The organism is Collinsella aerofaciens, assembly GCF_901212495.1.
Taxonomy (GTDB): Bacteria; Actinomycetota; Coriobacteriia; order Coriobacteriales; family Coriobacteriaceae; genus Collinsella; species Collinsella aerofaciens_H.
Genome location: NZ_CAAKNY010000006.1, coordinates 1 through 13,579, shown reverse-complemented (window position 1 = coordinate 13,579; position 13,579 = coordinate 1). Strand labels below are relative to the sequence as shown.

The window sequence follows — 13,579 nt, the reverse complement described above, 5'->3', positions numbered from 1 at the left end:
AAGTTGCGGTGGAATACGGACTGTTTTGCCTGGAATTAGGCAGATTTAGACCGTATTTCACCGCAACTCATAGTGGGATGGCGGTTGGCGATCTACCCTTGGGTAACCAATCGGTACCCGATACCCACGTGCGTTTGGATATAGCGCGGATGTGCGGGGTCGGACTCGATCTTCTTACGCAGCGTGCCCATAAAGACACGCAGGCTCGCCAGGTCGCTCTTAGTTGCCGTGCCCCAAATCTCGTGCAAGATAAACTGGTGCGTCAGCACCTTGTCGGCGTTATGGGCCAACAGGCACAGCAACTTGTACTCGATCGGCGTCAGGTGCAACTCCTCGCCATCCATCGTGGCGATGCCGGCATCAAAATCGATATGCAGCTCACCGGTATCGAACGAGCCCTCGGACGCACCCATGCCAACCTGCGCATACGAGAGGCGCCTGAGCGTCGTGCGAATACGAGCGAGCAGCTCCTCGACCGAAAACGGCTTGGTCAGATAGTCGTCGACGCCGGCATCGAGCGCGCGAATCTTGTCCGCGTCCTCGCTGCGCGCCGAGACCACGATGATCGGCATGCCCGACCATGCGCGCACCGACTCCACCACCTTGACGCCGTCCATATCGGGCAGACCCAGATCGAGCAGTACAATGCTCGGTGCCTGCGACGAGGCGGCGGCGATGGCGGCATGGGCGGTCTCCACAGCCATATGGCGCAAGCCGTGCGCCTCGAGCGCGGCAACGATAAGATTGCGGACGGCGGGGTCGTCCTCAACGACCAAGATGAGCGGTTTTACGGCAGAGTTCGGCACAGCGCTACTCCTTATCAAACGAAACGTCGGCGGCGGGAAGCTCAATCGTAAAGACCGAACCGTGCGGGTCCGCCGCGGCAACCTCTATGCTACCGCCATGTGCCAGCGCAATGGAGCGGCAGAGCGAAAGACCCAGGCCCACGCTGCGGTGGCTGTCGGCAAGACCGTGGTTGGCGGTGTAGAACGACTCAAAGATGCGCTCGCGATCCTCGGGCGCAATGCCCGGGCCGTCATCGGCCACCGAGCACGCCACGCATCCATCGTCGACGCCAATCGAAATCACGATATGCGAGCCTGCGGGCGTATAGGTGATGGCGTTATTCACCAGATTCACCACCAGCTGCACCATCAGACGCGCATCGACATTGACCAGCGCCGGCTCATCACACGCCACCACTTTAAGGTCGTGCTCGCGCACGGCCGGGTTCACATGGCGCAGCGCCTCCTCGACGATATCGTCCATGAGCTCGAGCGTCGTTGACAGATGCATGCCGCCGCCTTCGAGTTTGGTGATGGCGAGCAGGTTCTCGACGGTGGCGTTGAGCCATTGCGCATCAGAGCGAATGGACAGCAGCATGCTGCGGCGCGTCTGGGCATCGAGCACCGCAGTGCCGGTCGAGCCCTGGTCGAGCAGCACATCGGCGTTACCCGAGATACTGGTGAGCGGCGTGCGCAGATCATGCGAGATGGAGCGCAGCAGGTTGGCGCGCAGCTGCTCGTTCTTGGCGAGCACCGCCGCCTCCTCGCGGGCCTCCATGGCGCGGGCACGATCGAGTGCCAGCTCGCCTTCGCTCACGATAGCATCGGCAAGAGTCCGCTCCTCGGAGGACAGAGCATCGGACTCGGCGACAATAGCGAGCACCCCCACCACCGAGGCGGGATCGCCCGCACGTACCATGGTGTCGCCCGAGCGCACCGTCAGGTATATACCGTAGAACGCCGAGCCACCAAAGGTGGCGTCGAGCGGTGTTCCCACGTAGACCGAAGCCGAGAGCAGCGGCGGCATCTGGGGTGCCAGCTGATGCAGCGACGCGGCATCGCCCACGGCCGTATACGTCGCGCGCGGCAGCAGGTCATCGCCCTCGGCGTCGGCGCTGTACCACACGACCGGACAGCCCGAAAGACGCGCCAGCTGCGTAGCCACAGCATGCACAATCTGCTGCTCGTCGGCGCAGCGCTGCAACATGCGATTGGTCTCGAGCACCATCTGCGTGCGGCGATCGCTTGCCGCGGCCTGCGCCAGGGCGCGGCGCAGGGCCAGAGCGATCGAGCTTGACACGAGCGAGACCACGAACATGATGAAAAACATGCCCGGATGGATGTGGTCGATAAGCGTTAAGGAATAACGTGGCTCGATAAACAAAAAGTTGTAGAGCGAAACGGCGGCGGCAGAGCTCAGCAGACAGTACAGGCGGCTCCAGGTAAAAAATGCGCACAGCTGCACCGCAAGCACATACACAATCATGATGCTCGGGGCAAGACCGGGGCGGTCGAGCACCGCGCCGACAACCGTCGCGGCCGCGAGCAACCCCGCCACCACGCAGGTGTCGTACAGAGGGCCGCGCCGCGTCTGCGTCGAGCGCCTCCACCAAAAACTGTCGGCAAGATCGCCATCCGAGCGAACATCCATCGACACCGCGCCCTCCCTCAAAAACAAAAACCACCACGAAGGGGACAGGCACCTTTGTGGTGGTTTTCCCTCGTGGTGGTTCCTAGTGTAAAGCCTTTACAACCTGCGGTCGCTAGACAAACAGCACGTGCGCGAGCAGGGCACATACGCACGCTGCGGCAAATACCAACGCCACAACTGAGATCACGCGATCGGCAATATCCATGTTGGCTCGGTTCGTAAAGAACTGGTCCTCGGCGGCGTCGATACCCGCCTCGCGCACATCAAGTGTCCTTGCATCCATGTTTACCTCCCCGGCTTTCATTTCATCCATCGATGATCAACTCCGTGTAGCCCGCTGGCGACTACGGGCGCTCGTTGGGAGCCAGGCGCTGCATCTTGTTCACGGCCTTGAACTTGGTGAACAGCGGCACGTACTCAAAGCTCACGTTGGAGTTCTCTAGGCCGTACCAACGCGCGGGCGTGCCGGCGGCGCGGCGGATGATGTACTTGAGCGTAATGGCCGTGCGCTCGCTGGGCTCCACGTCGCTCTCGGGCGCCAGCAGCTTGCGGATCATGACGAACTTGAACGTACCGATGTTGCCCGGGTCCTTGTAGACCGAGTAGTCGTGCTTTTGCGGCGGCAGCTCACCGGTGGCGGCAAGGTCCTGAACGACCTGACGCAGGTAAGCATTGACGCGCTGGTTGACCTTATAGCCCAGGTACAGATGCACGCGGAAGACGTAGTCGGTATCGAACGTCTCGACCGAATAGGCAAACGTATACGGCTCGTCCATGGTCTCGACGTTCACGAACCACCAGGCGCGAGCGCGCTTGGGGTGCTTGTCCAAGATCGAGTAGACGATATCGCGGTCGATATAGTCGGTGTTAGTGTCCTTGGTCAGGTACACGATGTTGTCGCTCAGGCGCTCGTAACGGTCGTCGTCGCGCAGGCGCTTGAGCTGCGGCAGGTAGCTGCGCAGCGGCAGCAGCGTAAACTGGCGCTGCTCGACCGCCGTGCCGTTGTACCAGCACACCATGATGCTCATGATGAGCGCGGCCATAAGGATGGTGAAGTAGCCGCCATGGAAGAACTTGGTGAGCGAGCTCACAAAGAAGAAGCCCTCGAGCATGAGGAAGAATGCGACGAAGATCCACGGCGCAACCTTGAGCTTGCGCTCCACGTGCAGATAGAAGAAGAGCAGCAGCGTCGTGCACATCATGGTGAGCGTAATGGCCAGACCGTATGCGGCCTCCATGTGCGCCGAGTTCTGGAACAGCAGCACCACGATGACGCAGCCCACGAGCATGACGTTGTTGACCATGGGGATGTAGAGCTGGCCCTTGGTCTCGGCAGGATAGAAGACCTGCATGTGAGGCATGAGGTCCAGGCGGCTGGCCTCGGATACCAGCGAGAAGGCGCCGGTGATGAGAGCCTGCGAGGCAATGATGGCCGCGACGGTGGAAAGGCCGACGGCAAAGGGACGCAGGCCCGGGGCGAGCATCTGGTAGAAGGGGTTGAGGTCGGCGATACCCATGAGCTCCGGGTTGCCGGCGTTGTTGATGAGCCACGCGCCCTGGCCCATGTAGGACAGCAGCAGGCAGCACTTAACGAACGGCCAGGTAGCGTAGATATTGCCGCGCCCCACATGGCCCATGTCGGAGTAGAGCGCCTCGGCACCGGTGGTGGCGAGGAAGCAGCTGCCCAAGATCATGATGCCCGCATGGTTGTTGGGGCTCAGCAGAAAGCCGATGCCACGCAGCGGATTGAGGCACAGCAGCACCGTGGGATGCTGAAGGACAAAGAACAGGCCCGTACCGCCCAGGAACAAAAACCACAGCGTCATGATGGGACCAAAGGCGCGGCCGATCTTGGCCGTGCCGATGCGCTGCACCAAGAAGAGTACGATGATGATGGCGAGCGTGATGGCGACAACGCGGCCCTGGTCGTCACCGAGCACGGCATGAACCGCCGGGATGGTGCGTAGACCCTCGATAGCCGTAGTCACGGTAACGGCAGGCGTGAGGATGCCATCGGCGAGCAGCGCGGCGCCGCCCAGCATAGCGGGGATGATGAGCCACTTGCCACAACGCTTGACCAGGCTGTACAGGGCAAAGATGCCGCCTTCACCGTGGTTGTCGGCGCGAAGCGAGATCAGCACGTACTTGACGGTCGTCAGCAGCGTGACCGTCCACACGACAAGGGAGAGCGCGCCGAGCACGAACTCCTCCGTGACGCTTCCGATGCCGCCGTTGCCGGCGACGAGCGCCTTGGTTACATACATGGGGCTGGTGCCGATATCGCCATACACCACGCCCAGCGTGACGAGCATCGCCGAGATGCTCACAGGAATCGCAGCGTGCGAAGCTGCCTCCTTGGCCTTTTGTTCCATAAGCCGGTTTCCTCCCAACTTTAACGTTCGAGGGGATTATAGGTAATCGGCCCATGTTTGCATGGCACCGTTTTCCCAGCTAGACAAACATTTATACGGCCTTTAGGTCACCGCGGTGATATGGGATGCGACAAAGGGACAGTCCCTTTGTCGCATCCGTCATTTTCCAAGCCAGTTTTTGAACCACCATTCCATGGAGCGGCCCATCTCGGCCATAAAGGGACTGGTATGTTTGCGGGTGTAGATATCCACCACGCGCTCGCCCACCTCGCGGGCGTGCGGGCGAAACATCGCATCCATCTCGGCCACCTGCGCATCCATAGTCGCGGTATCCGCACGGCGGTAGCGCTCCTCGTGCACCAGGTTCACCACGGGATGCGCGATCGCCGGACGCTCCTTTCGGGGCGTGCCGATGATGAGCATCGACAGCGGCATGGTATAGGGCGGCAAATCCAGCAGCGCGGCAACTTCCTCGGCGTTCTCGATGACATCGCCGATATAGCAGCTCCCCAGTCCCAGGGCCTCGGCGGCAACCACGGCGTTTTGGGCGGCGATCACGGCATCCTGCGCCGCGATGGCAAAGTCGCCCAGACCCGGCGCACGACGGGGCGACTTGCCCGCGCGCTCTACAAACTCGGGCTCAAAGCAGCCCACATGCTCAAACAGATCGATCCACTTGGCATAGTCGACTACAAATATAAGTGCCCAGGGCGCCTTGGCGATCATGGGCTGATGGTCGCACAGGTCGGCCAGACGGTCCAGCCTGGCCTGCTCGCGAATGCTCACGATGGAATACATCATCATGGCGCCCGCCGACGGTGCGCGACTCGCCGCATGTAAGATCGCCGCCCGCTGCTCGTCGGTCACCGCTACGGGACGGTCGTTGTCATCGCGCGCAAAAGCGCGCGTGGACGAACGGTGCTCCAAAATGTCCAGCACCGCATTGCCCGTAGTCTCGACCGGATAGCCGCACGTATCCACGACCGCAGCTCCGTCGCCGCCCACGTCCGCCTTGCAACCCTGCTCACTCATCGCCCTACCCTCGCCATTTCTTTAAGGAGCCTTTACGTTTCCGTGTAATTCCCGTCCATTATCGCGCAGGTCGCCACTACATTGCGCAACACTGCCACATGCGCGCGTTAATATGGCTGGTTGTGTGCAGCCACCAAATGCGGCGCATAGCTTGGTAACAATCGGGTACCCCCCCCCGCTTTCGTAGGTTTTAAGTTTGTGAGGAGTCTGAGCATGTTTGCAGCCGCTATCTCGCTCGTCGGTCTTGCGGCGACCGTCCACTTTGTTTTATGTGAGATCAAGACCGTCAAGGCACAGTCGGGCACCGTTGCCAAGGGCGCTATCGCCTGGAGCGTCGCCTTCGGTCTGTTCCAGGTCTTTTTGACTATTTGGGGCGCCGTGGGCCTCGTCGCCCAAAACGAGCCGCTCGCCTTTGTGATGCTCATCCTGACCAATGCCATTCTCACCGGCTGCGCTTGGGCCAGCATCGCCCGCGACCGCATCGCCCCGCGCGTTTTCGCGTTCGCTGCTACCGACGCCCCCGCACCCACCGGCAAGCTCGCCCGCCTGCGCGGTGCCTTTGTGGGCCGCCCGCTCGTCGCCGCCGTCTTGTGCCTGCTGCTCGCCGGCGTCTTTGCGCTGCTGGGCATGGAGGTCTCGTCCAACCACGACTTTACCTGGGTCTACCCCCTGTGCATCCTGCTCGAGTGGGCCATCATCACCACGCTCATGACCGGCCTGTTCTTCCTATTCCAGCGCCACGGCGCAGCTCCCGCGGCCCTAGCCTTTGCCCTCTTTATCCTGGGCATTGCCGAGTTCTTCGTCATCACGTTTAAATCCATGCCCATCCAGCCGGGTGACCTTTCGGCCATCTCCACCGCCGCCGCGGTCGCCGGCAACGGCTACACCTTCTCGATCTCGCTGTTCTGCGTGTTGTCCATGGGCTTTACCGCCATCGCCATGCTGCTGTGCGAGTACGCCGGCCTGGCAGCACCGCACCGTCAGAAGGGTGCCGCCAACGCCAAGCGTATGCTGCTCACCAACCTGCTCGTGGCTGTGCTGTGCCTGGGCGGCGTGACCGCACATGTCACGCTCGTCGACTACTACAACACCCTCGGCATCACCGTCTACACCTGGCGTCCGCTCGAGAGCTACTGGCGCGAGGGCTACCTGCCCGCTTTCATTAGCGCAGCGCAGTCCATCAAGCCGCCCAAACCCGCCGACTACTCCGTCGACGATGCCAAGGCCACGCTCAAAAAGTACGCCAAGGCCTACGACAAGTCCGACGCCGCCAAGAGCAACGAGCGCACCGCCGCAAAGGAGCAGTTCGACAGCGAGAAGCCCACGGTCATCGCCATCATGAACGAGACTTTCTCGGACCTATCCATCTACCAGAACATGCACGCCGGCTACGAGGGTCCGCAGTACTTTAAGAGCCTGTCCAACTGCCTCAGCCGCGGCAAGCTCTACGTGAGCGCCTACGGCGGCGGCACCGCCAATACCGAGTTTGAGTTTATGACCGGTAACTCCATGGCCAACCTGGGGTCGGGCGTCTATCCCTATACCATCTACAACATGGAGACGACCGAGAATCTTGCCGAGCAGTTCAAGTCGCTCGGATATTCCACCACGGCCATGCACCCCAACCACGCCACCAACTGGAACCGCGAGAACGTCTATAAGGACTTTGGCTTTGACAAGTTCCTGTCCATCAACGATTTCCAGGGCGCCGATACCCTGCGCGGCATGGTGACCGACCAGGCGACCTACGACAAGATTCTGGAGCTGCTCGACCAGAACGCCGATCCGCAGTTCATCTTCGATGTGACCATGCAGAACCACTCGGGCTACGACACGGGTCTGGTGCCGGTTGACAAGCAGATGCACCTGAATATCGACACGACCGACCTGGACGCTAAGACCGTCGAGGACGGCACGCTCTCCGATGTCGACGAGTATGTCTCGTGCATCGAGCAGTCCGACCAGGCGTTACGCTACTTCCTCAACGCCCTGAGCAAGCTCGATCGCAAGGTGGTCGTGGTGTTCTGGGGCGATCACCAGCCGTTCTTCCCGTCCAAGTTCAATGACAAGTGGTTTACCGGCGAGGACGATGCCACGCACCAGGAACGTCTGTGGCAGACCGACTACATCATCTGGGCCAACTACGACGTTGCCGGTTGCAACCAGACGAGTGAGGTCGACGACCTGTCCACCAACTACCTGTCCACCCAGCTGATGCAGCTGATCGGCGCCCCGCTTTCCGACTATCAAAAGGCGCATATGACGCTGCGCGAGTCGCTGCCCGCCATCAACTCCGTGGGCTACGAGGACGCCAGCCTGCGCTGGGCGCTTTCCTCCAACGTCACCGGTGACGACGCCGCCGCCGCTGCCGCCACCAAGGCACGCGAGGATTACGCCAAGATGCAGTACTACGAGATGTTCCGCGACGGCAAGAACGTGTACACCGAGCACTTCCAGACCGAGGCCAACGAGACCGACCCCAACCTGGCGCCGGGTACAACCAAGATCAAGTAGCAGCACGTCTTAACTGGTTCGTCTGCCCGGGCGGCGCGGAACGTAAGGTTCCCTGCTCGGACAATCCCGCTCGCACGGAGAGCACATTAAGTGCTCTCCGGCTCGTGCGGAACTCGCGATGAACCTTACGTTCCGCGCCGCTCGGGCAGACGCCTCGGTGTTGAGGCGCGGCTTTTCATGAGAGCATCCGCAACATATATAAGTTGAAGGCCACGTCATGTGGCCTTTTTTGCATCCGGAAACCGTGTCCCAGAATTCACGTTCGGAGTGGGATGCAGTTTCCGCTTGAGGGCCTGTTGGGAAAGCGCATCCCACTTCAAGAGTAAATTCCGGGTCGCACTTTCCGCTAAGGCTCTCAACCGGAAAGTGCATCCCATTCCAAGCCTTAATTCCGGGACACAGTTTCCGAGAGCCCGCCCATCCGGAAAGCCCGTCCCACTCTGAATACATCCAGCGAGCGCATGCGAGCGTGCCGTCCAAGACGGCCTCGTCATCGGGGTGATATAAAATGTCACCCCAAACGCTTGCCACGGTTGCACCCACGAGTGTCAAGAAAAAAGCCTCGAGAATTTCGAGGCTTTCACACTTGTATTATAGGACGCTCGGCACCACGAGCAGCGAGCTACTCGCCCAGTACGGCCTTCTTGGCGGCTGCCGCCATATTGTCCAAATCCCCCTTAGTGGGATGGTCCTTTGCGGCGACCCAGTTGTCGAGCAGCAACTTAGCGCGGGCGTTGTCGGGATCCTGCTCGAGCATGGCCTCGTAGCGTTGCTTGACCGCGGGACCCATCTTGCCCTGGCACATTGCCCAGCCCACCAGCTCGGCATCATCGGCCAAATTGGAGGTCACACGATCGATAATCTGCTGGTAATATTTCTGATTGGCACCAAAACCGCAGGTACCAAACAGAAAGACGCGCTTGCCGTGCAAGGCGGAGAGCAACGCCGCGACCGAAGGCGTGCATGCGCCCTTGTCGCACCAAAAACCGACGAGCACCATGTCGGCCGCGCAGGCGCCCTGCGCCTCGAGTGCAACCTGATCTGCATCCGCATCGTCGCTCAACGCCGCGGCATGGACAAACTCGACACCCGCAGCCTGTAGGGCGCGCTTGATCGCGCCCGAAACCATCCTGGTATTACCGCTCTTGCTGTTGACCACCAAAGAGCACGTCATAGTCACGTTGCCTCGTTTCCCCCAAAACTAAAGCCACTAATGCAATTTATTAGATGAATATCTTAGTACTAACGTGGCAGATGTAAACCACCGTCTGCCGATTGATTCATTTGCCCCACGTCTTGCTTACTGGGCGAATTGGCTGCGGTAGAGCTCGGCGTAAAAGCCGCCTGTCGCGAGCAGTTCATCGTGCGTGCCGCGCTCGATAATCTCGCCATCGCGCATTACCAGGATGCAATCGGCGTTGCGAATCGTCGACAGGCGGTGTGCCACGACAAAGCTGGTGCGGCCAGCCATGAGCTCGTCGAATGCCGCCTGCACCTGCAGCTCGGTGCGGGTATCGATGCTCGAGGTCGCCTCGTCCAGCAGCAAGATGGCCGGGTCGGTGAGCATGACGCGCGCGATGCACAGCAGCTGTTTTTGACCCTGGCTAAACGTGCCGCCGCCCTCGCCGATCACCGTATCGTAGCCGCCTGGCAGCTGCACGATAAACTTATGCGCATGAGCGCGCTTGGCGGCCTCGACAATCTGCTCGCGCGTGGCATCGGGGCAACCGTAGGCAATGTTTTCGGCCACCGTGCCCTCAAACAGCCAGGTGTCCTGCAGCACCATGCCAAAGGCGCGGCGCAGGCTCGCACGCGTGTAGTCACGCGAGGAGCGACTATCGACCGCGATGCGCCCAGCATCGATATCGTAAAAGCGTAGCAGCAGGTTGATGAGCGTCGTCTTGCCACAGCCCGTGGGACCGACGAGGGCAATGCGCATACCGGGCTTGGCGTCGATGCAGATATCCTGCAACAGTTTGCGATCGGGCACATAGCTAAAGTCCACATGCTCAAACGAAACCTCGCCCTTCGGGGCGGCGAGTTCAATGGCATCCACAGCGTCGGGCTCCTGTTCGCACGCATCGAGCAACGCGAACATGCGGCGCGCCGAGGCGTACGCGGTCTGGATCTGCGTGATGACGTTCGTGACCTCGTTGAACGGCTTAGTGTACTGGTTGGCGTAGGACAGGAAGATCTGCACGCCGCCCACCGTGAGCGTCGCGGGCACGCCTGTGATCACGCCCGCGCAGCCGATCACGGCGACCACGGCGTAGATGATGTTATTGATAAAGCGCGTTCCGGGGTTGGAAAGCGAACCCATAAACTGCGCGCGCTCGCCCGCCGTATAGAGCTCGGCGTTGAGGACATCGAAGCGCTGTTGAGCGTGCGGGCCGTAGGCGAAGGCGTCCACGAGCTTTTGCTCACCCACATACTCCTCGATATGACCGCCGAGTTGGCCCTGGATGCGCTGTTGAGCAGTGAAGCTCTTATTGGAAAGCTTGGCGATGGCACCGGCCGCAAAGATGGAAAGCGGCGTGACGAGCACCACCACAAGCGTCATGGTCAGGTTGATGGAGAGCATAAATGCGAGCGTGCCAACGATGGTAATAGCGCCGGTAAAGAGCTGCGTAAAGCCCTGCAGCAGGCCGTCACCCACCTGATCGACGTCGTTGACCACACGGCTCATGAGGTCGCCGTGGGCATGGCCGTCGATAAAGCTGAGCGGCATACGGCTAAGTTTGTCGCTTGCCTCCACGCGCATGTCGCGCACCGTCTCGTAGGACAGGCGGTTGACGCAATAGCCTTGCAGCCACTGGAAGGCCGCGGCCCCCACCACGACGAGGGCGAGTTTGGTAACAAGCGGCAGCAAGGCGTCGAAGTCCACCTGACCCGCCGCGACGATGAGGTCGATGCCCTCGCCAATGAGGATGGGCGTGTAGAGCTGCAAGATCACCGAGATGGCGGCGCTCACAAACGACGCCGCAAACGAGACGCGGTGCGGACGGACGTAGCCCAGTAGGCGGCGAGTTACCACGCTCACGGGGTAGCGCTCGGGGTCGCCGGGCTGACGCGGGCCATCACCCAAGTCGCTGAGGCTATCGTTGCCGGACACGTTGGCCGTCATCGTGGCGACCGAACCGGAAGAAGTATACGGATTCATTTAGCAGCCCTCCTTTGCGCAAGTGGATTCCGGGGCAGCCGGGGCGGACGCGGGACTTGGGACGGACACGGGCGTCACGCTCCCCTGCTGACCCTCGAGCTCCTCGCGACGAAGCTGCGATTGGCAAATCTCGCGATAGAGTTGGCAGCTTGCGTACAGCTCGTCGTGCGTACCCAGGCCCGCGACCGAGCCGTGGTCGAGCACGCAGATCACGTCGGCATCGCGCACGGTCGAGACGCGCTGGCTCACGATCACCGTGGTCAGCGGGAGCCCGCCCGCGGCGGCACCGCGTACGCTGCGCTCGCGGATGGCGTGGCGAAGCGCCGCGTCGGTCTTAAAGTCGAGCGCCGAGGCGGAGTCATCCATAATCAGAATCTGCGGCGAGCCCACCAGGGCACGCGCAATGGTCAGGCGCTGGCGCTGACCGCCGCTGAAGTTCTTGCCTTCCGCCTCGACCGGGGCGTCGAGCCCCTGCGGCTTGTTGCGCACGAACTCGCTCGCTTGCGCCATATCGAGCGCCGCCCAGAGCTCCTCGTCGGTCGCCGACTCGTCACGCCAGGTCAGGTTGCTGCGGATGGTGCCGCTCACGAGCGACGCGCGCTGCGGGACGGTCGCAACCACGCGGCGCAGCTGATCGAGCGGCCAGGCTCGCACATCGGCACCCATTACGCTCACGCCGCCAGCGCCCGTGTCGTACAGGCGCGGGATGAGCGAGACGAGCGTCGACTTACCGCTACCCGTGCCGCCGATAATGCCGAGCGTTTTGCCCAGCGGCAGCTCCAGGGTCACGTCATTGACGGCGTTGGCGGCGCCCGCGCCAAAGGAGAAGCTCGCATGGCTCAAGCTCAGCGCGGGGACCGGAACAGCGTTGCCCATCGCGGTCGGCTCGGGCAGCGCAATCGGCTGGTTGCCCTCGTCGGTAATGCTCGGCACGCAATTGAGCACCTCGTTGAGACGCGACGCACTGGCGCTCGCCTTGGTAAAGACCACGACCAGGTTGGCGACATACACGATGGAGGTCAGGGTCTGCGTCATGTAGTTGACGAACGCCATGACCTGGCCCTGCGTGAGCTCGCCCACGTTGACCTGGACGCCGCCCACCCACAGGATGGCGCACACGCCCAGGTTCATCACCAAAAACGTGACGGGGTTGAGAATCGACGAGAGCTTGCCCACCGCGATTGCGACACGCGCCTGGTCATCGGCCGCCTGGGCAAAACGCCCACGCTCGTGACCCTCGCGCACAAACGCCCGGACCACGCGGGCGCCCGAAAGTCCCTCGCGGCAAATAAGCGCGATGCGATCGAGCTTTGCCTGCAGCTGTTTGTAGTACGGGATGCAGCGCGCCATGACAAACCAAAACACCAGGCCGATGGCGGGCGTGCAAATCAAAAAGATCATGCCGAGCTTAAGGTCGATGGCAAGGGCCGCGACCATGGAGCCCACCGCCAGGAAAGGCCAGCGGATGAGCATACGTACGCCCAGCGCCACGGCAAGCTGCACCTGGTTGACGTCGTTGGTAATGCGCGTGATGAGCGACGGCGTGCCAAAGCGATCGAGCTCAGCATAGCTCAGCTTGTTGATGTGCTTGTAGAGAGCGCCGCGAATGTCGGTGCCCATGCCCTGCGAGGTGAGCGCCGCCATCTTTTGGCAGACGAGCGTAAACGAGATGCCGATAACGGCCATGGCGGCGAGCACCATGCCGTAGTGGACGACGGCACTCACGTCGTGCGCACCGATACCTTTATCGATCATCTGGGCAATCACCAGCGGCGTCAGCAGGTCGAAGATCACTTCGATCAGCTTGCATGCAGGGCCAATCACCATATACCGGCGATACTTACCACCTAAACGCCTGAGCAGCTCAATCATAAAAAGGCGCTCCCTATCATCATCTCTATTCAATCTGATTCATGATAGTACGGAGAACCCTGGAGATGCGTAAGCAACTCGTTACAGATGTAGGGGCCTTGGTCACTAGAGCCCAAGGCACGTAGCCGTCGATGTTTTGGCAAAGCCAGCGAGCGCCACCCAAAGCGAACAAGTTGGCATGAAAAAGGCAAGG

At 61.3% G+C, this 13,579-nt stretch carries 9 protein-coding genes; 1 reads left to right on the top strand and 8 read right to left on the bottom strand.

The genetic code is table 11. The features are described 5' to 3' along the window. Window positions 1-92 precede the first annotated feature (92 nt). From SFLMC1_RS00365 to SFLMC1_RS00345, 5 genes are all read right to left on the bottom strand, one after another. On the bottom strand, window positions 93-806 hold the full coding sequence (locus tag SFLMC1_RS00365) for a response regulator (RefSeq protein ID WP_152073186.1): 714 nt from the start codon (window positions 804-806) through the stop codon (window positions 93-95). 4 nt (window positions 807-810) lie between these two features. Further along, a complete protein-coding gene (locus SFLMC1_RS00360; protein ID WP_226814188.1) occupies window positions 811-2,436 on the bottom strand; it encodes a sensor histidine kinase in 1,626 nt (541 codons plus the stop codon). Window positions 2,437-2,548: 112 nt separating this feature from the next. Then, a complete protein-coding gene (locus SFLMC1_RS00355; RefSeq protein ID WP_156063480.1) occupies window positions 2,549-2,719 on the bottom strand; it encodes a hypothetical protein in 171 nt (56 codons plus the stop codon). Window positions 2,720-2,780: 61 nt separating this feature from the next. Beyond that, on the bottom strand, window positions 2,781-4,808 hold the full coding sequence (locus SFLMC1_RS00350) for a KUP/HAK/KT family potassium transporter (protein ID WP_152073188.1): 2,028 nt from the start codon (window positions 4,806-4,808) through the stop codon (window positions 2,781-2,783). A 159-nt stretch (window positions 4,809-4,967) separates the two neighbouring features. Further along, window positions 4,968-5,840, bottom strand: coding sequence for a nitroreductase family protein (locus tag SFLMC1_RS00345; protein ID WP_152073189.1), 873 nt, complete (start codon window positions 5,838-5,840; stop codon window positions 4,968-4,970). Between the two features lie 213 nt (window positions 5,841-6,053). Between SFLMC1_RS00345 and SFLMC1_RS00340 the strand changes: the two genes are divergently transcribed. Then, on the top strand, window positions 6,054-8,354 hold the full coding sequence (locus SFLMC1_RS00340) for an LTA synthase family protein (RefSeq protein ID WP_152073190.1): 2,301 nt from the start codon (window positions 6,054-6,056) through the stop codon (window positions 8,352-8,354). Between the two features lie 622 nt (window positions 8,355-8,976). Here the strand turns inward: SFLMC1_RS00340 and bilS are convergent. From bilS to SFLMC1_RS00325, 3 genes are all read right to left on the bottom strand, one after another. After that, on the bottom strand, window positions 8,977-9,528 hold the full coding sequence (gene bilS, locus SFLMC1_RS00335) for a flavodoxin family protein BilS (protein WP_152073191.1): 552 nt from the start codon (window positions 9,526-9,528) through the stop codon (window positions 8,977-8,979). A 126-nt stretch (window positions 9,529-9,654) separates the two neighbouring features. Beyond that, window positions 9,655-11,514 carry an ABC transporter ATP-binding protein gene (locus SFLMC1_RS00330; protein WP_152073192.1) on the bottom strand — a complete coding sequence of 620 codons (1,860 nt, stop codon included), beginning with the start codon at window positions 11,512-11,514 and terminating at the stop codon, window positions 9,655-9,657. Next, window positions 11,515-13,386 (bottom strand): ABC transporter ATP-binding protein, encoded by a 1,872-nt coding sequence (locus SFLMC1_RS00325; protein ID WP_226814182.1) that lies wholly within the window; start codon window positions 13,384-13,386, stop codon window positions 11,515-11,517. Window positions 13,387-13,579 lie beyond the last annotated feature (193 nt).

What these genes read in the sequence shown, in the direction of transcription:
- bilS (WP_152073191.1), bottom strand. Translation starts at nt 9,528, where the DNA reads ATGACGTGCTCTTTGGTGGTCAACAGCAAGAGCGGTAATACCAGGATG.
- SFLMC1_RS00355 (WP_156063480.1), bottom strand. Translation starts at nt 2,719, where the DNA reads ATGGATGCAAGGACACTTGATGTGCGCGAGGCGGGTATCGACGCCGCC.
- SFLMC1_RS00345 (WP_152073189.1), bottom strand. Translation starts at nt 5,840, where the DNA reads ATGAGTGAGCAGGGTTGCAAGGCGGACGTGGGCGGCGACGGAGCTGCG.
- SFLMC1_RS00325 (WP_226814182.1), bottom strand. Translation starts at nt 13,386, where the DNA reads ATGATTGAGCTGCTCAGGCGTTTAGGTGGTAAGTATCGCCGGTATATG.
- SFLMC1_RS00340 (WP_152073190.1), top strand. Translation starts at nt 6,054, where the DNA reads ATGTTTGCAGCCGCTATCTCGCTCGTCGGTCTTGCGGCGACCGTCCAC.
- SFLMC1_RS00330 (WP_152073192.1), bottom strand. Translation starts at nt 11,514, where the DNA reads ATGAATCCGTATACTTCTTCCGGTTCGGTCGCCACGATGACGGCCAAC.
- SFLMC1_RS00360 (WP_226814188.1), bottom strand. Translation starts at nt 2,436, where the DNA reads ATGGATGTTCGCTCGGATGGCGATCTTGCCGACAGTTTTTGGTGGAGG.
- SFLMC1_RS00350 (WP_152073188.1), bottom strand. Translation starts at nt 4,808, where the DNA reads ATGGAACAAAAGGCCAAGGAGGCAGCTTCGCACGCTGCGATTCCTGTG.